This is a genomic window from Pseudomonas sp. LAIL14HWK12:I7, assembly GCF_000483465.1.
Taxonomy (GTDB): Bacteria; Pseudomonadota; Gammaproteobacteria; order Pseudomonadales; family Pseudomonadaceae; genus Aquipseudomonas; species Aquipseudomonas kermanshahensis.
The window spans coordinates 290,109-309,764 of record NZ_AXYZ01000004.1; the positions used below are offsets into that span (position 1 = coordinate 290,109).

Sequence of the window (19,656 nt, forward strand, 5' to 3'; positions counted from 1 at the left end):
ACACCCCGATCCCATCCCCCCCCCTCAAAGCGACCGCTGCGCCACCTTCAGATTGCGCGCATACCAAGGCCGCTGGGGCACCTTCGGTCGCAACTTGTCGAACAGGTCTTCATCGCTGTAGATGATGCGCAAAGCCAGCTTCATCGTCTCCGGGTCCATCTCGACGCTGCGCCCCGGCCGCAAGCCCGGCACCGTCGAGCAACCATGGGTGTCAGGCCCTAGCCAAGGGTCTGCCACTTCGACCCAGCGCCCTGGCGCAAACCAAGGCACGCCATTGATTTCCAGGCGCCGCACCTCGCCGGGGTGAACCCGCTCATGGGCGCGGAACCAGTCCTCGATGCGGTCATCGATCCAGCCATGAAAGTGCCAGAACACGGGGTTTACATGGGATGAAAACGGGTCACCCAGAAAGTCGTTTTCGGCCGCGAACCAACGCGCTGCAAAGTCGTCAGGCGTGCGCGCCGTCGGCACCGGCATGCCGTTGGCCGGGTCACGCGGCACCGAGGCCCAGCGCATGTGCAGCCAGTCATGCAGGCCCAGTTCCACCTCTGAACCGAACTGGCCCAGGGTCAGTGTGCTCAGGTAGTCCGGGTCGCTGTAACGCGACTCCCAGACCTGGAAGTTGCCATGGTAGGTATCCGGGTGCTTGATGTCGCGCACCCACTGGGTGTATTCCGCATCACCACTCGCCAACCAGGTGGGCGGCAAGGCGTTGCCGTCATGGTTGTCCCAATAGCGGGCGAACCCGGCACGGTCGCGCTCAAGCTCCGGCTGTGGCTGCGGAAACCGCGTCCATGAAGGCAGGTCCTGCAAGGCGCGGGCACTGCCAAGCATGTGCCGGTGCATGAAAAAGAAATCCTCACCCGAGCCGTTGCGGTCCTTGTGCCGGCCGCGCGCGTCACGCTCCCGATCACGCGGCCCCGGCTGCCAGCCCAAGCCGCGCAGGGCCGCTTGTTTGTCTTTGTCCAGCTTGTGCCATTTGTCACGCGAGGAATGCCACAACTGGTGGAACAATCGGTGCTCCGGGGTGATCAGCCAGGCCAGCAGTTGCGGGCTTAACGGCCTGCGCTCGCGCGCCTCGGGGAAGGTGTGTTTCAGCGCCAGAAAGTGGTTGTCTTGCACCGGCAACGACAACGCTCGGTCCAGTGGCGCAATGCGCCCGTTGAGGGTCGCGGGCCCGGCATTGCCGAAGCGGCCCCAAACCTCGTCGATGACGATATGGCATTCGTAGCGGGCCTGTACCTCACCTGGCCGGTTCGAGAACAAGCGCCAGCGTAAAGTGCCCGGTTTGCCTGCCAGCAGGTCGCCCACCACACGGTAGCGCGGTTGTTCATCGCTGCGTAGGCGCTCGGGGGTATCCAAGTAGCCGCGCAACGCCCGCCCACTGGGCGCAACATCCAGGAACAGCTCCAGCTCGCCCTCAGGCAACCCTTGCAGGCCCGCGTCCTTGCCATGCAAGGTCCAGCGCCAGATCCCGCGCAAGGTGTCACCCAACTGCTGCAGGTGCGTATCAGCCCGTTCGACGACCGCCTCGCCAGGGGTTTCCGGAAACGCCTCGGCGGCCCGCTGGCGCTGTACATACAACGCACCGGGCACCACCACGCCCGTCAATGCCACACCGGCGATGAACCCGCGTCGAGAAATCGTCATTGCAACTACCTGTGCATTTATTGCGGCCGTGGAGCACAGCCCGTCCAAGGCTAGAACGTTGTCCACACCGCGAAATTTACCGATGCCGCCGCAGGGGTGCCGCCACGGCTGGGTAAATTTCCACAGGGTGGGCTCGTTCACTCCAGGTAGCGGCGGCCTCTGTGCCCATCCCTCGACGGTGAACCTACTGAGACCAAGATGACGACTCCACGCTGGAAAAAAGCCCTGTTTATCAGCCTGGCCGCGGCCGTGACCGCAGGTGCCGGATTTGCCGCCTGGCACTACTTCACCACGCCGGCCGACTACTCCAGAGAGGTGGTGCGCCAGGCCAACGACCTGCAGGAACGCATCATCTCGTTCGACAGCCATGTCACCCTGCCGCTGACGTTCGGCACTGAGGGCAGCGAGGCCGACAAGGATGGCAATGGCCGCTTCGACCTGGCCAAGGCCGCCCGCGGGCGGCTGTCTGGCGCCGCGCTGACGATCTTCGCCTGGCCCGAATCGTGGACCGGCGACGATGGCCCGCACCGGCCGACCGCAGGCTTCGTCGAAGCCGCACGCCACACCCAGGAGGTGCGCTATAACGCCATCGACGCCATGGTCCGCGACTTCCCCGAACAGGTCGGTATCGCCTACACCCCGCAAGACATGCGACGCCTGCACGGCGAAGGCAAGTTCGCGGTGTTCCTCAGCATGCTCAATGCCTATGCCCTGGGCGACGATATCGACCAGCTCGACCGCTGGGCCGCCCGCGGCGTGCGCATGTTCGGCTTCAGCTACGTGGGCAACAACAGCTGGGCCGACTCTTCGCGCCCGTTGCCGTTCTTCAATGACACCGCCGATGCTTTGGACGGCCTTTCGCCGGTCGGCAAACGCGCCGTACAGCGGCTTAACGACCTGGGTGTGATCATCGATGTGTCGCAGATGTCGAGCAAGGCACTGGCCCAGGCGGTCAGCCTCAGCCGCGCGCCGGTGGTGGCGTCGCACTCTGCGCCACGCGCCATGGTCGACATTGCCCGCAACCTGTCCGACAAGGAAATGCAACTGATCAAGGACAGCGGCGGCGTGATTCAACTGGTGGCCTTCTCCACCTACCTAAAGCCACTAAGCATGAAAACCCAGGACAAACTCAACGCCCTGCGCGCCCGCTACGACTTGCCACCGCTGGCCAACCTCAACTACGCGCTGATGCCGGGTGACCCGGTCATCGCCGGCTGGCCCGAGCAGAAGGTGGGCCAGTACGCCAACGCGTTGTACGGCATCCTCGACGAAGAGCCACCGGCCACGCTCAAAGACTTCGGCGACGCCATCGACTACACGGTGCGCAAGGTCGGCATCGACCATGTGGGGCTGAGCTCGGACTTCAATGAAGGCGGCGGCATCGACGGTTGGCACGACGCAAGCGAAGCGCGCAACGTCACTGCCGAACTGATCACCCGGGGCTATTCCGAGGCCGATATCGCCAAGCTCTGGGGCGGCAACTTCCTGCGGGTGTGGGAGCAGGTGCAGCACGCCGCGCAACCCGCCACCACTTCGTCCCGATAACCCTGCGAGCGCCTTCATGAACGACCGCCGTACCTTCCTCAAGCAGGCAGGCCTGCTGGCCGCGGCCCTGCCCTTGGCCAGCCAGTTGCTGCCGGGCGCTCAGGCCGCGCCATTACCACCCGCTGGCAGCGACGCCTGGGCCGCCTTTCGCGGCCTGTTCGACCTGGACCCCGCCTACGCGCACTTCGCCAACTTTCTGATCACGTCACACCCAAAGCCGGTGCGCGAGGCCATCGAGGCCTTGCGTGCGAGCTTCGACCGCCACCCGGCGCGCAGGGTTGACTGGGACAGCCAGGCGGAGTGGAAGCACGAGGCCGCAGTGCGTGAATGGGCCGGTCGCTACCTTGAGGTAACCCCCCGACAGATCGCCCTGACCGGCAGCACCACGGAAGGCCTGGGCCTGATCTATGGCGGCCTGAAGCTTGCACCTGGGCAGGAAATTCTCACCACCGTGCACGAGCATTCGGCGGCGCGCCAGACGATGAGTTTCCGCACTGCACGCGATGGCACGCCGGTGCGCCGCTTGCGCCTGTTCGAGAACCCGTCACAGGTCAGCACCGACCAGGTACTCGGCGCCCTGGCTGCGGCCATCAGCGCCAAGACGCGGGTACTGGGCATGACCTGGGTCCATTCGGGCAGTGGTGTGAAGCTGCCGGTGGGTGAGATTGGCGCACTGGTGCGCGAGGTCAATCGCCAGCGCGACGAGAAGGACCACATTATTTACGTGATCGACGGGGTACATGGCTTTGGCGTCGAGGACATGCGCTTTGCCGACCTGAACTGCGACTACTTCATCGCCGGCACCCACAAGTGGATGTTCGGGCCACGTGGCACCGGGATCATCTGCGCGGCCTCCACCGAGCTCAAGCAGCTGAACCCGACCATTGCCACGTTTTCCGAGAATGAAGACTTCGCCACCATCATCACCCCAGGCGGCTACCATGCCTTTGAGCACCGCTGGGCGCTGGGCAAGGCCTTCGAGCTGCACCTGCAGCAGGGCAAGGCGAATATCCAGGCGCGTATTCATGGGCTCAATGACTACCTCAAGCAGCGTCTTGAGGCGGTTGAAGCGGTCGAACTGGTGACGCCGCGCAGTGCCCAGTACTCGGCTGGGTTTACCTTTTTCAGGGTCAAGGGCCAGGATGCGGATGACGTGGCCGGGTATCTCAACAGCCAGCGCATTGTCGTCGATGCCGTGTCACGTGATGCTGGGCCGGTGGTGCGTACCGCGCCTGGGCTGCTGAACACCGAGGCCGAGATCGACCGCTTGGTCGATGTGCTGGGGCGGCGGGTGCGTAGTTCGTGACGAATGCTGGGGGCGCTTTGCGGCCCCAGTGCCCCCAAACTAACCCCCAACCTTCTGCAGCCAGCCCCCCACATCCTGATAAATCTCCCCCACCTGCCCCACGATCCCGGACATGCGCAAGAAGTCATGGGTCAGCCCCTCGACACGGGCAAACGTCACCTCGGTACCCCCCGCCACCAGCCAGTCACGGTAGGCAAGCCCTTCGTCATGCAACGGATCGTACTCGGCCACGAACAGGTACGCCGGCGCCAATGGCTCACGCACCGTCGACAGCAAGGGCGACACACGCCAGTCCAGACGCTGCTCCGCCTGCGGCGCATAGTGCTGGTAGAACCACTCCAGGGTAGGCGTTTCCAGCAGGTACCCCTCGGCATGCTCGCGGTGAGAGTTGCGCTGGCAGGAAATGTCTGTCACCGGGTAGAACAGCAACTGCGCCAGCGGCTTGAACGCCAGCGCTTCGGGCTGCTCGACGGCCGTGATGGCCAGCACGGCGGCCAGGCTGGCACCGACGCTGTCCCCGGCCACCACCACCCGACGGTTGTCCAAGCCCAACGCCCCAGCCTGCTCGGCCAGCCAGTTGGCGGCATCCAGCACATCGTGCAGCGCCACCGGAAACTGCTGCTCCGGCGCCAATCGGTAATCCGGCGCCAACACCGCAAACTCTCCCATGGCTGCCAGGCGGCGGCACACCGAATCATGCGAGTCGAGGCTGCCCACCACATAGCCACCACCGTGCAGGTAGAAGATCACCGGCTGCAAGGCATCACCTGCGTCACCCGTGCGGTACAGCCGCGCTGGCAGGCTGGCGCCATCGCGCGCCAGGACCTGCAGCTCGCTCACCGCCACGCTGCCGGGCGGGCTTGGGTCGAGCACCTGCGAACTGCCCTCGAACTCGGCCCGGGCCTGGGCCACGTCCATCGCGTGCATGGGCAGGCTTCTGCCCGTCAACCGGCCAAATTCGACCAGCTCCAGAAATCCCGCCAGATCAGGTTGCAATGCCATGTCGGATCCTTGCTTGAACAATATGACTGCTGTCCCTACGGGACGTAGAAGGCCCACCGAAAATTAGCCGTAAGCGCCGCTAAATCGATGGCGGACACACTCGTTATCCCTGCACAACGAAATCCCGTCAGAGGCTAACCGTGGACCTTCAGAGCATCCTCAGCAAACTGTTCGCAAACGCCCATGCCGTCGGCATCGAAGGCGTGTTCCAGTTCGTCTTCGGCCACGACCGGGCCTTCTGGTCGGAAGTGCGCGACACCAGCCGCACCGGTGCAGGCCGGCACAGCACCCCGGATGTCACCATCGAGGTGGCCGAGCGCGACTTCCTCGGCATCATGGGCGGCACGGCCAACGTCGAGGAGCTGTTCGCCAGCGCACGCCTGAAGATCACCGGCAACATGGGCCTGGCCACCTTGCTACCGCAAATCATCAACAACGCCCGCAAAGGCGCCGCAGCGACCAAGGTGGCGATGAACCAGCGCTACCCAACGCCGGCACGCCTCAGCGAGCGGGTCTCGGCCGCGCTGCCGGTGCAGCGCGAGGTGCAGCGCATTGCCCGCGCCGACATGCCCCTGCAACGGTTTCAAAGCGACTACCTGGCGCACGGCATACCGGTGGTGCTCAGCGATGCCCTGCAGGACTGGCCACTGTTCACCATGGGCCGCGAAGCGTCACTTGAGCATTTCGCCGAACTGCAAGGCATTACCCGGCACGGTGACTACGTCAAGAAAACCTTCTCTACCGACCGCGACTTCCGCTCGACCTCCATGGCCGATTTCATCGCCTCGCTGGACACCCCGGCCAAGCCTGGCGAAACGCCGGCTTACATGGGCAACAACATCGTCCCGGAAAAACTCCTGACCCTGATCCGCTTTCCGGACTACTTCGAGCGCCAGCGCTTCATCTCGCCACGCATCTGGATCGGCCCAAAGGGCACCCTGACGCCCCTGCACCGCGACGACACCGACAACCTGTTCGCCCAGGTGTGGGGGCAGAAGTCGTTCATCCTGGCTGCGCCCCACCACCGTGCGGCGCTGGGCACCTGGTCGACCAGCCCCAAGGGCGGCCTGGACGGCTGCGATTTCAACCCCGACGCACCGGACTACCAGCGTTTCCCAGCCGCGCGTGACGTGCCGTTCCTGCGCGTGGTGCTGCAGGCCGGTGACCTGTTGTTCCTGCCTGAAGGCTGGTTCCACCAGGTGCAGTCGGTGTCGACGTCGTTGTCGGTGAACTTCTGGGTGAATTCCGGGCGCGGCTGGTAGCCGCACCTGCGGGGTTAATTTGCAGTGGCGTCGGCTCGTTCCTAGAGAAACCGCTTGCAAGAGGACTCCCGCATGGCCAACCCCACCCGCCTGTCCCAGGCGCTGCAGCAAGGCTTGCGCCGGCTGGTCAAGGGCCGCTCGCCGAGCACCAGCGCCTAACACATTCGACTGATGCGGTAATGCCGGGGGCGCTGTGCGCCCCAATCGCCGGCAAGCCGGCTCCCACAGGGTTCCTCACAAGGTCTGAGCCTGCGCAGTTACCTGTGTGGGCTTGCCCGCGAAGAGGCCGGAACAAGCACCACAAGACAGTTGCTACCAAAGCTCGCGCCGAACCCGGTGGGAGCCGGCTTGCCGGCGATTGGGCCGCAAGGCGGCGCCGGTAATGATCAGACAGCAGCCCTGAGGGCTTCGGCAAACCGCTGCGCCACGTCGTCGATCTGCTCGCCACTGATGATCAACGGCGGCAGGAAGCGCACTACTGCGCCATGGCGACCACCCAGCTCCAAGATCAGGCCACGCTTGAGGCACTCACGCTGCACCTTCGGCGCAAGCTCACGGTTGGCCACAGGGTGGCCCAGGGCATCGCGCTGGCCCTGCGGGTCGACCAGCTCCACCCCAAGCATCAACCCACGCCCACGGATATCACCCAGTTGCGGGTAATCCCGCTGCAGGTGAAGCAAATGCTGGCGCAGGCGCTGGCCCATGGCCTCGGCATGCTCGGCCAGGCGATGTTCGACCAGGTAATTAATCACTGCGGAACCTGCTGCCATGGCCATCTGGTTACCACGGAAGGTGCCGGCATGGGCGCCCGGCTTCCAGGTGTCCAGCCAGTCGCGGTACACCACCACCGCCAGCGGCAGGCTGCCGCCAATTGCCTTGGACAAGGTCACCACGTCCGGCACGATGCCGGCATGTTCGAAGGCGAACATCCGCCCGGTGCGGGCGAAGCCGCTCTGGATCTCGTCGACGATCAGCGCCACCCCGGCTTGCTCGGTGATCCGCCGCACGCCCTTGAGCCACTCGATATCGGCCGGGATCACCCCGCCCTCGCCCTGCACCACTTCAAGGATCACTGCCGCCGGCAGCGGCACACCGCTTTCTGGGTCGAGCAGCAGGTTTTCCAGGTAATGCAGGTTAGCCTTCACCCCCGCTTCGCCACCCAGGCCGAACGGGCAACGGTAGTCGTACGGGTACGGCATGAACTGCACACCGTTGCCCAACAAGGCACCCAACGGCTGCTTGGGCCCGTGGCTGCCCATCAGGCTCAGCGCACCTTGGCTCATGCCATGGTAGGCACCTTGGAAGGCCAGCACGGTGCTGCGCCCCGTGGCGCCGCGCACCAGTTTCAGCGCCGCCTCAACGGCATCGGTCCCGGTCGGGCCGCAAAATTGCACCTTGGCTTCCCGGCGCAGCGCCTCGGGCAGCACGCCGAACAGGTCCTGAACAAAGCGGTCCTTGACCGGCGTGGTCAGGTCGAGGGTGTGCAGCGGCAGTTCGTCGGCCAGTACACGCTGGATCGCCTCGATCACCACCGGGTGGTTATGGCCCAGGGCCAAGGTGCCGGCACCGGCGAGGCAGTCGATGAACTGACGGCCTTCGACATCTTCGACATGGATGCCACGGGCGCGCTTGAGCGCCAACGGGATGCGCCGCGGGTAGCTGCGGGCGTTGGATTCCTGTTGCTGCTGGCGTTGCAGCAAGGGCGAATCGGTGAACGCATACAGGGGTTGCGGCGCACTGGCCGGCAAGACCTGGGCAAAGCTGGAAGCGGTCGACATGGGTAGATCCTCGCAAGCAAGCGAAAGTGCCCCGCCACGCCCCTGTAAGCAGATGTGTGCGGGTAGTTGTCGCTTGGAGAACGCTTCAGCGCAAGGAGGATTTAGCGGTTGTTGTGGGATTTTTACAGCCTGGGCCGGCCAATAGGCCGGCCCAGGCCAGCAGATCAACGCCCCGAACGCGCCGGTACCTGCAACAGCACCCGCAAGCCATCGCTACGGCTGTCGAAACGCAGGCTGCCGGCACAGCGCTGGACGATTGCCTGGACGATCGCCAAGCCCAAGCCACACCCGCCACTCTGGCCGTTGCGCCAGAAACGCTCGGTCAGGTGCTGCAGGTCCGCTTCGGCAATGCCGGGCCCGTGGTCGCGCACCATGAACCCCACCTGGCCGTCAGTCATCTGCACCTCCAGCTCCACCGCGCTTTCGCCACCATGGCGCAGGGCGTTGTCCAGCAGGTTGCGCAAGGCCGCAACTGCCAGCGGCGCGGGCATGCCCAGGTAGATTTGCGTGGCCTCCTCGGGCAGACGCAATACGATGCGACGGTTATCGCCACCGCCGGCATCCTGCACCGCCTGGCGGGCGACCTGATCGGCGCTGCACTGCACGCCATCCTCGAACGACAGGCTGCCTTCCACACGCGCCAGCATCAGCAGTTGCTCAAGCGTGCGGTGCATGCGGTCGGTACCTTGCTCGGCATGCTCCAGTGCCTGCTCACGCACCGCGCCGTCGGTCATCCGCGCCACCTGCAGGTGAGTCTTGATCGCCGTCAGCGGGCTGCGCAGCTCGTGGGCGGCGTCATCGGTCAGGCGCCGTTCGCGCTCGATGGTTTGGGCGATCCGCAGGAACAACTGGTTCTGCGTGTCCAACAGCGGCTGCAGCTCGCTGGGCAGGCCCGCCACCTGCAGGGGCTCAACGCTGTCGGCGCGCCTTCGACGCAAGGCATCGCGCATCCGGTTGAGCGGCTCAAGGCCCTTGCCCAAGCCGATCCACAACAGGCCGAGGCTGCCGAGCAATGCCATCAGCACCGGCGCCGAGGCGGCCAGCAGGATCGACTGGTTGAGGGCCTCGCGCTCCATGTGGCGGTCGGCGGTGGTGATGCGCACATCGCCGTGGTTAAAGGTGAACGTACGCCACAACGCCCCGTCGATGGTCTGGTCACGGAAGCCGCTGCGCTGGTCATCCATGGCGCCATCATGCTTGTGGTTGCTGGCCAGGATCTCGCCGCGCAGCGAGCTTACCTGGCACGCCATGCCATCCGGCACGCTGAACTGGTCGGCGGAAAAATGCGCGTCCTCGCCCTTGGCCGCCAGCGGCTGCGGCAACTGGTCGATCAACCCGGCCACCATGCGTGCCGAAGCCACGAGGCGCTGGTCGAGGGAGAACATCATCTGCTGGCGCAAGTCGCGCAGCATCCACGCGGCAGCCAGTACCCAGATAATCACGAAGGCGCTGCCCAGGATCAGGCTCAGGCGTACCCGCAGGCTCATGAAGCAGCCTCTTCCGGTGCTTGCGCCGGGCCAAGCCGGTAGCCCAGGCCGCGAACGGTCTCGACGATACCGTTGCCAAGCTTGCGGCGCAGGTGGTGGATATGCACGTTGAGGGCGTTGCTTTCGACCTCGTCGCTGAAGCCGTACACGCAGTCCTTCAACTGCTCGCTGGACAGCACCCGCCCAGGGTTCTGCAGCAATGCCTGGAGCAGCGCCTGCTCACGACGGGACAGATCGACCGGCTGCCCGGCCAGGAAGGCTTCGCAGCTGCTAGGGTCGTAACGCAGCGGCCCATGCTCGATGACATTCACCGCGCGCCCGGCCACCCGGCGCAGCAGGGTGTGCAGGCGCGCTGCCAGCTCGCGCAGGTCGAACGGCTTGAGCAGGTAGTCGTCGGCACCGGCTTGCAAGCCATCGACCCGGTCGGTGACCGCATCGCGGGCGGTGAGCACCAGCACAGGCAGGGTCTCGCCCTGCTGACGCAAGCGCCGCAACAGCTTCAGGCCATCTTCGTCGGGCAGGCCGAGGTCGAGGATCATCACATCGAACTGCGCGGCCTGGAGCATCGCCCGCGCACCTGCAGCATTGGCTACCCGGTCCACGGTCAGGCCCTGGGCGGTGAGGCCGGCGCAGATGCCGCTGGCGATCAGGTCATCGTCCTCGCAGAGCAGAACGTGCATGGTGGGGGCTCCGGGGTAAGTGAGGCAGATACTGCACCACGGGTGGATTAAGTGGGGATTATGGACCTTGAGCGTGCGTTTAGGGGGGATGTAGGACCGGGTTAACCTTGGGTTAATCGACCCAGGCCAGCATGGCCCACTTCATCGTATAGCCAAGGCGAAGACATGCGCGCCCTCTTTCTGTTCCTGGCCCTCCTGCTGGCCGGCCCCCTGCAAGCCAACCCGTTCGAGGTCAAATCCGACTTCCTGCCGGTCGACCAGGCCTTTGTCCTGAGCCACGACCGCCAACCCGACGGCCAGATGCGCCTGTTCTTCCAGATCAAGCAAGGCTACTACCTGTACCAGAAGCGGCTGAAGTTCGACGGGCTGAGCCCCGAGCAGCAGCCACAGCTGCCCCCCGCGCTCAACCACCATGACGAATTTTTCGGCGACAGCGCGGTGTACCGAGACCAGCTCGAACTGCTGATCCCGGCCAGTGCGCAAGGCCAACTGCGCCTGGGCTGGCAAGGCTGTGCCGACGCCGGCCTGTGCTACCCACCGCAGACCACCGCCATCGACTTGGGCGGCAGCGTGGCCCCCGCCGCCGATCAGGCCAGCGACCAGGCCCTGGCCAGCAACCTGCAACAGGGCAACCTGGCCTGGGGCCTGCTGGCCTTCTTTGGCCTCGGCTTGCTGCTGGCCTTTACACCCTGCTCGCTGCCGATGCTGCCGATCCTTGCCGGGCTGGTGCTGGGCAATGGCGCCAGCGCCCGGCGCGGCTGGCTGCTGGCCGGGGTCTACGTGCTGAGCATGGCCTTGGTGTACGCCGCCCTGGGGGTGGTGGCCGCGCTGCTCGGCGCCAGCCTGCAGGCCTGGTTGCAGCAACCCTGGCTGCTGGGCAGCCTGGCGGTACTGTTCGTGTTGCTGGCGCTGCCGATGTTCGGCGCTTTCGAGCTGCAGTTGCCCGCTGCCTTGCGCGATCGCCTCGACCGCGCCGGCCAAGGCACCCGTGGCGGCAACCTGTACGGCGCAGCATTGCTCGGGGCGCTTTCCGGCTTGCTGCTCGGCCCGTGCATGACCGCACCGCTGGCCGGCGCGCTGTTGTATATCGCCCAGAGCGGTGACGTGCTGCAGGGTGCGCTGGTGCTGTTCAGCCTGGGCCTGGGCATGGGCGTGCCGCTGCTGTTGCTGGTGACCCTGGGCAATCGCTACCTGCCACGCCCCGGCGCGTGGATGAATCGGATCAAGGGCGTGTTCGGCTTCGTGTTCCTGGCCATGGCCCTGTATACCGTGCGCAGCCTGCTGCCAGACAGCCTGCTGCTGGCCCTGAGCGGCGCCTGGCTGATCGCCCTCGCCTGGGCCGCGTGGCCGGCCCTGCAGCGGTTGCCGGCACTGCGCGCGGTGCCGTTGCTGGGCGCGCTCTGGGGTGCCCTGTTGCTGGTCGGCGCGGCCGCCGGGGGGGATGACCTCTGGCAACCCCTGCGACCGTTCGCGGGGGGTGCCGCGCCTGCGGCCGGGCAGCACGCCGAGGATGCCTTCGTCACCGTCAACCGCCCCGAGGACCTGCAACGCGAGCTTGCGGCTGCCAAAGCCCGTGGCCAGTGGGTGATGGTCGACTACTATGCCGACTGGTGCGTGTCGTGCAAGGTCATGGAAAAAAACGTCTTCACCCGCGCCGACGTGCAAGCCAGCCTGGCCGGCGTGCACCTGCTGCGCCTCGACGTGACCGCCGATACCCCGGCGAGCAAGGCATTGTTGCAACGCTACCAGGTACCCGGCCCGCCCAGCATCATCTGGGTCGGCCCGGAAGGCGACGAACGCCGCGCGCGGCGCATCACCGGTGAAGTGGATGCCGCCGCGTTCCTGCAACACTGGACCCAGACCAGGAGCCAAGGCTGATGCTGACCGTAACCCTCGGGCCACTGACCATGGCCCTCAACCACCTGCTGATGCTCACCGCCCTGGTGATCGCCAGCGTGGTCGGCTGGTGGGTCGCCCGACGCGGTGGCGAAAGCCCGGAGTCGGCCCTGTTCAACCTGTTTCTGATAGGGGTGCTGTGCGCGCGGCTGGGCTTCGTCGTGGCTTACTGGCCGATGTACCAGGATGACCTGGTGCAAGTCATCGACATCCGCGACGGCGGCTTCCTGTTCTGGTCTGGCCTTGCCGGCATCGTGCTGGCCGCGCTATGGCAAGGCTGGCGTCAACCAGGCCTGCGTCGCCCGCTGGGCTGGGCATTGTTCAGCGGCGCGCTGTTCTGGGGCCTGAGCAGCCTGGGCAGCCACCTGTACAGCAAAGGCACCGAGCTGCCTGAGTTGAGCCTGCGCAACGCTGGCGGGCAGCCCGTGGCGTTGCACAGCTACCGCGGCAAGCCACTGGTCATCAACATCTGGGCCACCTGGTGCCCACCTTGCCGCCGTGAAATGCCCGTGCTGCAACAAGCCCAGGGTGACTATCCCCACGTAACCTTCCTGTTCGTCAACCAGGGCGAGACGCCTGAGAATGTCAGCACCTTCCTCGCCACCACTGGCTTGAGCCTGACCCACGTGCTGTTCGACGGCGCCGGGCAACTGGCCCAGCGCGTCGGCTCGATGGCCCTGCCCACCACGCTGTTCTACGACAGTGATGGGCGGCTGATCGGCAGCCACCTTGGCGAGCTGTCCCGGGCCAGCCTGCGCCATGCCTTGGAACCTTTCGACCGGGCCACCGCGCCCACCCCTGCCGCACAAGGAAACTGACATGCGATTGACTGCACTGCTGCCCCTGTCCCTGGCCCTGCTGGCCGCCCCGCCCTTGCACGCCGAAGACGCACTGCCCAAGGCGATCCAGCAACTGCAAACCAAGGGCGCCGTGATCAAGGGCAGCTTCGACGCCCCCGACGGCCTGCGCGGCTACGCCGCCGAATACCAGAACAACGGCATCGCCCTGTACCTGACGCCTGATGGCAAGCATGTACTGGTCGGCAGCCTGTTCGACGAACAAGGCCAAGACCTCAGCGCCGCACCGCTGGACAAGCTGGTGTATGGGCCGATGAGCAAGGAAATCTGGGCGAAGATGGAGAAAACCGCCTGGATCGCCGACGGCAAGGCCGACGCCCCGCGCAAGGTGTACCTGTTCAGCGACCCCAACTGCCCGTACTGCAACATGTTCTGGGAACAGGCGCGGCCGTGGGTCGAGTCGGGCAAGGTGCAGCTGCGCCACATCATGGTTGGCATCATTCGCGAAGACAGCCCCGCCAAGTCGGCGGCATTGCTGGCGGCAAAAGACCCGGCCAAAGCATTGGCAGAGCACGAGAAGGCCGGCAAGGCCAGTACGCTCAAGCCGCTGGAGAAGGTGCCAGAGGCCGTGCAGCAGAAGCTGGCGGCGAACATGGCGTTGATGGAAGAAATGGGGCTGCAGGCGACCCCGGCGATTTTCTACCAGGATGAGCAGGGTAACTTGCAGAGCCAACAAGGGGCGCCGCGGCCGGAGGTGCTTGGGAAGATTTTGGGTAAGCGCTAGCGCATGTGTTGAGTTTTGCAGTGGGGCAGAAATCGAGCGCCGCCCGCGCGGCGCTTCGCGGGGCAAGCCCGCTCCCACATTTGTTTCGGGCCAGTTATTCCTGGGGCAAATGCGCGCGGCCCCTTTAGTGCCCGCCTCAATATAGAGTCGAATCAACAAGGCGGTCGCGCGCGGAAGGCACAGGCGAAACTGGCCCGAAACAACTGTAGGAGCAGCCTTGTGCTGCGAAGCGCCGCGCGGGCGGCGCTCGATGTCCGCCGCCCCGCAAAACCCAAGGCGAAACCCTAACCCTACAGCCCCTCAAGCTCCGCCATCAGGTCACTCAGCCGGTCGACCTTGTCGTCATCCAGCACACGCCCCTGCAACCCCTCCACATACACCGCCAGTTCCGGCGCCGTGCCCGCCATGATCGAAGAGCATTACCCCTACCTACTTCATGCACATAAGCCCTTTCGACTTTAGTACTACTTCTCTTTCGTACGTCAGCTTGCATAGTTGAAAACAGCCACATGGAAATATAATGAAACACTACAACTTACTCATTTGCAACTGAACACAGAGCCAGCAACACCAGTGTCAAAATATAAAAATCAAACCAATCTAGGAAACATCCTTATTGCGATCAGAACCATCAGACACAGGAATCAGAAAATTCCGACTATGATTCGAGAAACGAAAACCAAATAACTGCAACGCTAACCCTTTGCAGGAATATCCTTAAAGAACACTCTTACACAAAGCTATTCTGGCAAACAAAGCAGGCAACAGCGCCTGCGACCCTAAAACCCACAAACCATTGACATTATGCAAATCCAAATCTAATCCTCTAAGTGCCCTGGCAATCGGGGCGACAACAAAAACAATCGAGGATATATCAATGGAAATTCAATACGGCATCAACCTGTTGGAACTAGCTCCTGATGCAAACTGCGAAATGGAAGCGACATTTTTCGGTGGTTCAGGGGGTGCCGGCGGGTGTGGCGGTAGTGGCGGTTGTGGAGGTGGCGGTGGATGTAGTGGTGGCAGCGGTGGTTCAGGAGGTAGCGGCGGCAACGCGGCAGACAATAGCGAGAACGCTAGCCACTAACTAAAAGGCGGCGCTCTTGATGATTTATCGAGAGCGCCCGCCCCTGCCCAGGCGACAACTATGAATACGCTGAGAATTTACAACTACGAAATCCTCAACTTTGACACTGAGCCTATGGTCTTCTCTGCCACGGGCTTTACGAAAATCACTGAACCTAACATTACAAATGCGCTGAAACGTATCGAAAAAATTCGATCAAAATACATTCACTACGACGCATTACAACAACTACTTCGCGATGAAAACCTTCATCCCGACACCGCCACTCAATTCCTGAAATCGCTACTAATTATTAGCGAAAAAGCAGAAACACCCCACATTAAAAACACAATAATATATCACGACCTAAACATATCAGATAACCTGAAGCTCCACCTGGAGAAAACAAACGAAAGAAATATACAATTCAAAGATCTCCCAACCAACGACCTACCTCATTCGGACTCACCCACCTTATACGTGCTCGCCTGTTTAAAACTTTGCCCTCAATCGCTTAGAAACACCTATACCGAACTACTAAAACAGAATCCAGAATGCGCAATTAGCGTTGGCTTTGTCAGTGGAAATCATTTCCACTTGACCGAGCCTCACATACCAGCGATTGGGAATCCTTGCGCCTACTGTACGCTCGACCGCATCGCTCATTACGAGTCAAACAGGACCAGCCAGCACTACTGGAGCAAGATTTGGACGTTCTGTTGCGCTAACAACCTTGACCTTCCCAGAACAGAGACTGACGAGTTTCAAAACACCTTAATTCTCGGAGCCATCATTTCCTTCGCAAACAAACTGACGCAGGCCCCTAAATCCAAGATCACGCAAGATCAAACATTACTCTCAAGAACCCTTAACTTGGACAACGGCACATACACTGAGGACTGCAGCATTCACTGGCCACTCTGCCAATGCCTAGGAGACAAACCATGAGCATTAGCCACGATCACTACCTGAAATACACCTCCCCCAGCGTACTGGATGAAACCTTAGCATTCCACGCCAAAGGCAATTACGTAATTCACAAGACCACCCACCACTTGAGCACCCTCCATCAACTACCACCCAGCGCGCTCGGAAAACTGACCGGCAATGAACTTCAACTCAATATCCTCGCCTGCGAAAACGGACAAGGAAATATCGAACTTACAGGACTCCCCTCGCCCCACCCCCTGCAGAGAAACAGCTCCTGCGAACGATTTAATGAACGTCCACTCCACTTTGACACTGTCCGAGCACTCCTTGCCCCCTTACTTGAAAAGGACAGTACCACGGGTAAGCGAGGCTACCCAAGTGGCGGAGCACTTTACCCTGTTGAGGTTTTTTGCATTAAATTAACTAACACCATTCAACAATGGCCATCCGAGCAGAGCGCACTGCACTTACTTCCCTCATCAAGATCCTTTGAAGTGCATACACCCGACCTCAATTCAAAGCCACTCGCGCGTGCAATTCTACCGATGACTGCCGACATAGGCTCGCCCTCGCTGGCGCTGATTTACTTCATTTACTTACCCAAGGCGCTGTTCAAGTATCGCTACAGAGGGTATCGCTTAGCGCTCATGGAGGTGGGTTCAATGTACATGCTCACAGATCTGCGTTGTAAGGAGCTGAAGCTTGGCAGTAGGCCTTGGTCAGGCTTCACCGACCATCAAGTATCAAAGTACTTAAACTTAAATCCCACCCTCTTTTTACCTGCATGCATCCAACTAATTGGTTGACCCATGAATACGTATAACGAGATCCACAACCCTACCTTTGCTGATTTTAAATTACTCCGACCCAGCGCGACCCTCCACTTCCCGCACAGCATCGAATGCGGTAGCCGCTGGCAAACATTCGGCTCCAGCAGCGGCTGGACCACTGACATAGCATCAAGCGCCTTAGGTGAGCATTTCGAACGCAAGCATTTCTATTTGGACGTACCGGTGCACGACACTGGTACGCTCGATGACGGATTGACATCTCAAGAATACGACGATTTTATCAAAGCATTCTCCCAGACAAAAAACCACCGAACGAGGGCGGACTTGGCTTTACATGTCTTTGATCGTACAAATGTTTATAGGATCGTTGACTTTACACGCTGCAAAGTACCGACCGCATGCATCTCAATATCAGCGTGCCTAAATCCCATCGACAATCACTTTTACCCCATGAGGGACACCTGCGGCTGCAGCGCACATATTAGTGTAGAGCGCGCACTTCTTGGCGCTCTTAAAGAGGCTATGGAACGCCAGTTTCTGCTCCGATTCTGGTTAACCAACACCTGCACTGAGAAAATCGGACATGACGAATCCTGCGCCATGCTTCTTGGGCGCTCTTGTTTGTCGCTTTTTAAGGAGCTGTGTAAAACGGGGGAAATCTGCGTACTCGATCTAACTGATAAGCGCTTCCCCGGTAGCTGCATTTTTCTGTCTTACGGAAATCAAAATGACAACGCTAAAGTCAAATATTGCGCTGGCATGGCGTATGCGGAATCGCTAGACAAAGCACTCGAAAAGTCGATTGTTGAATTATGGCAGACCTTTCGCTTCATGCTGTCATTCGACCAGGCAAACATCGGCAAGACTGAAACCTTAGACCCTTACATCAAGCACTTTCTAGAGTGCAATCGATATGAGACATTTGGCAAGACCTCTTCCCCCACCAAACTGGCAGCTCTCCAACATCACAAAATACAACCCGACACACTGAGCCTTAGCAGCTTGCTCCCTGCTGTACGCCGCCTCGAAATCAATGGCTATTTTTATTTAGCCTCCCTACCAACAAAAGGGCCGACCCTCTACTTTTGCAAGTACCTTTCACCCAAACTATTCCTCCACATGAACAATGCCAGCAACTTCAATCTTGAGAACACCTACTCCGCCCCCTTCCTTGATCAAATTATTAAAAATCGTCTAACAGAAATGGTACCCTTCCCATGACCCACTCAGTCCAGCACATTACTTCCACTGCGGCAAGTATATTTAAGCTTACAAAAACCCTCACCCTCGAAAACCTGAGAGAACCCACTGCACTTCTATGGACAGCTATTGCACCATCGGTGATGTTCATTTTCGCAACCCAAAACAACCGAGCACTCCCCCCTTTAGAAGAAAACTTCCTAGCCTCAGCCGCGTGGTTTTACTCATATATTTCTGCAAGCGTCGCCTTTTTTGGATTCAGTTTTTACTTAATAGGAAGAAGGGAAAGTGGGTTTCTCCGATCCTTTATTTATCAACGGAACGCAATCAGGCTCTTCCTCGCCTCACACACCCTAAGCTATTCATTACTCAGCTTCGTCTACTCCTCGCTTTTCTACATCGTCGCCAAACCCTTGCACGGTCCTTATTCGGCCAACGAGTTCTTTTACCTTACAGCATGTTTCTATACCAGCTATCTTATATTTACCTGCATTGGCCTGGTGATCATTGCACTGCCGATTAAATTCAGCACTGCCAGCACCCTATTCTCGCTCATGTCATTTCTCATGCTGCTTTCCGGCTATTTAGGTGCAGCTCAACACAGCACTCCTCACGCAGTGACACTGCTCAGCCCATTGTATTTAAGCACCCAAATCTTCCTGGGCGACGTCTCACTGCCTATCAGTTTTCTCTCAGCGTTTAGCGCCTCAACGCTTGGCATCTACCTCACGGGAAGATTCTTCAGAACCCAGCCTGTCTGGAGCAGATATTAAATGAACCTATTATCTATCGATAACTTAAAATACCAACACAACCGCAAGACACTCATGGAGAACTTATCACTCACGGTAAAAAAAGGCGAACTCGTTGGCGTCCTCGGCATTAATGGTGCCGGAAAAACAACACTATTTGATCTGATCTGTAAAATGAGAAAACCCAGCCACGGGACGATTATCAACCGCGCCGAGCGCCAAGTTTACTTGACGCAGATCCTGACACCACCTCCTTTACTTCGTATGCGTGAGATTTTCAGCATCATCAGTTGCCTAAATTCAAACCATGCGCTCAGCCAGCGCGAAGTTTTTTCCCGCCTAGCCCACTGGTCACCCTCATTGTCCAAACGCTATGCGGATATATCGGAAAAGAAAGCCGCCACGTGCAGCTATGGTGAGATTCGCAGTTTTTTCACGCTGACGCTTCTGCTGATGGGCAGTGACTTGATCATCCTCGACGAGCCCACTGCAGGGGTGGACCCTGAGTTCCGACATTATATTTGGCTCGGCATCAAGCACGCCTGCGAGGAAGGCGCAAGTGTGCTGGTTTCCTCACACTACACTCAAGAAATCTCAGAGAACTGCCACCGTTTTTACATGCTTGCCCATCACCGGCTCGAAGCCTTCGACAATGGCGATCAATTTTTGAATCGCCACAACGCAGCCACGCTCGATGAGGCGTTTATCAATGCCGCGATGTAGTAGCTGA

At 60.9% G+C, this 19,656-nt stretch carries 16 protein-coding genes; 11 read left to right on the forward strand and 5 right to left on the reverse strand.

Features of this window, described 5'->3' with window-relative positions; genetic code table 11:
• Positions 1–24 precede the first annotated feature (24 nt).
• Positions 25–1,650: a PvdJ/PvdD/PvdP-like protein gene (locus tag D886_RS0105300; protein ID WP_027592897.1), complete on the reverse strand. Its 1,626-nt coding sequence runs from the start codon at positions 1,648–1,650 to the stop codon at positions 25–27.
• 198 nt (positions 1,651–1,848) lie between these two features.
• Between D886_RS0105300 and pvdM the strand changes: the two genes are divergently transcribed.
• Both pvdM and D886_RS0105310 read left to right on the forward strand, forming a co-directional pair.
• Entirely contained in the window at positions 1,849–3,195 is a 1,347-nt protein-coding gene (pvdM, locus tag D886_RS0105305; protein WP_027592898.1) for a pyoverdine-tailoring dipeptidase-like protein PvdM, read from the forward strand.
• A gap of 16 nt (positions 3,196–3,211) precedes the next feature.
• A complete protein-coding gene (locus D886_RS0105310; RefSeq protein WP_027592899.1) occupies positions 3,212–4,501 on the forward strand; it encodes an aminotransferase class V-fold PLP-dependent enzyme in 1,290 nt (429 codons plus the stop codon).
• Positions 4,502–4,540: 39 nt separating this feature from the next.
• Here the strand turns inward: D886_RS0105310 and D886_RS0105315 are convergent, their stop codons facing one another.
• Entirely contained in the window at positions 4,541–5,503 is a 963-nt protein-coding gene (locus tag D886_RS0105315) for an alpha/beta hydrolase (protein WP_027592900.1), read from the reverse strand.
• 140 nt (positions 5,504–5,643) lie between these two features.
• Here D886_RS0105315 and D886_RS0105320 point away from each other — a divergent pair, with 140 nt between their 5' ends.
• Positions 5,644–6,765 (forward strand): cupin-like domain-containing protein, encoded by a 1,122-nt coding sequence (locus tag D886_RS0105320; protein WP_027592901.1) that lies wholly within the window; start codon positions 5,644–5,646, stop codon positions 6,763–6,765.
• A gap of 386 nt (positions 6,766–7,151) precedes the next feature.
• Here D886_RS0105320 and D886_RS0105330 read toward each other — a convergent pair whose 3' ends face one another.
• The 3 genes from D886_RS0105330 to D886_RS0105340 form a co-directional block, all read right to left on the reverse strand.
• Positions 7,152–8,543, reverse strand: a complete 1,392-nt coding sequence (locus D886_RS0105330) for an aspartate aminotransferase family protein (protein ID WP_027592902.1) — start codon at positions 8,541–8,543, stop codon at positions 7,152–7,154.
• 164 nt (positions 8,544–8,707) lie between these two features.
• Positions 8,708–10,030 carry an ATP-binding protein gene (locus D886_RS0105335; RefSeq protein ID WP_027592903.1) on the reverse strand — a complete coding sequence of 441 codons (1,323 nt, stop codon included), beginning with the start codon at positions 10,028–10,030 and terminating at the stop codon, positions 8,708–8,710.
• The gene (locus D886_RS0105340) at positions 10,027–10,710 is read right to left on the reverse strand and encodes a response regulator transcription factor (protein ID WP_027592904.1); all 684 of its coding nucleotides are present in this window, start codon (positions 10,708–10,710) and stop codon (positions 10,027–10,029) included. Before D886_RS0105340 ends, D886_RS0105335 begins: the two co-directional genes overlap by 4 nt.
• A 165-nt stretch (positions 10,711–10,875) precedes the next feature.
• Between D886_RS0105340 and dsbD the strand changes: the two genes are divergently transcribed.
• From dsbD to D886_RS0105390, 8 genes are all read left to right on the forward strand, one after another.
• Positions 10,876–12,588, forward strand: a complete 1,713-nt coding sequence (gene dsbD, locus D886_RS0105345) for a protein-disulfide reductase DsbD (RefSeq protein WP_027592905.1) — start codon at positions 10,876–10,878, stop codon at positions 12,586–12,588.
• Positions 12,588–13,424, forward strand: coding sequence for a TlpA family protein disulfide reductase (locus D886_RS0105350; RefSeq protein ID WP_027592906.1), 837 nt, complete (start codon positions 12,588–12,590; stop codon positions 13,422–13,424). Before dsbD ends, D886_RS0105350 begins: the two co-directional genes overlap by 1 nt.
• A gap of 1 nt (position 13,425) precedes the next feature.
• On the forward strand, positions 13,426–14,187 hold the full coding sequence (gene dsbG, locus D886_RS0105355) for a thiol:disulfide interchange protein DsbG (protein ID WP_027592907.1): 762 nt from the start codon (positions 13,426–13,428) through the stop codon (positions 14,185–14,187).
• 1,147 nt (positions 14,188–15,334) lie between these two features.
• Positions 15,335–16,201 (forward strand): McbB family protein, encoded by an 867-nt coding sequence (locus tag D886_RS0105370; RefSeq protein ID WP_027592908.1) that lies wholly within the window; start codon positions 15,335–15,337, stop codon positions 16,199–16,201.
• Positions 16,198–16,989 (forward strand): SagB/ThcOx family dehydrogenase, encoded by a 792-nt coding sequence (locus tag D886_RS0105375; RefSeq protein WP_033693988.1) that lies wholly within the window; start codon positions 16,198–16,200, stop codon positions 16,987–16,989. Before D886_RS0105370 ends, D886_RS0105375 begins: the two co-directional genes overlap by 4 nt.
• A gap of 3 nt (positions 16,990–16,992) precedes the next feature.
• The gene (locus tag D886_RS0105380; protein WP_027592910.1) at positions 16,993–18,195 is read left to right on the forward strand and encodes a YcaO-like family protein; all 1,203 of its coding nucleotides are present in this window, start codon (positions 16,993–16,995) and stop codon (positions 18,193–18,195) included.
• Positions 18,192–18,947 (forward strand): ABC transporter permease, encoded by a 756-nt coding sequence (locus D886_RS0105385; RefSeq protein WP_027592911.1) that lies wholly within the window; start codon positions 18,192–18,194, stop codon positions 18,945–18,947. Before D886_RS0105380 ends, D886_RS0105385 begins: the two co-directional genes overlap by 4 nt.
• Positions 18,948–19,649, forward strand: a complete 702-nt coding sequence (locus D886_RS0105390) for an ATP-binding cassette domain-containing protein (RefSeq protein ID WP_027592912.1) — start codon at positions 18,948–18,950, stop codon at positions 19,647–19,649.
• Positions 19,650–19,656: the final 7 nt, after the last annotated feature.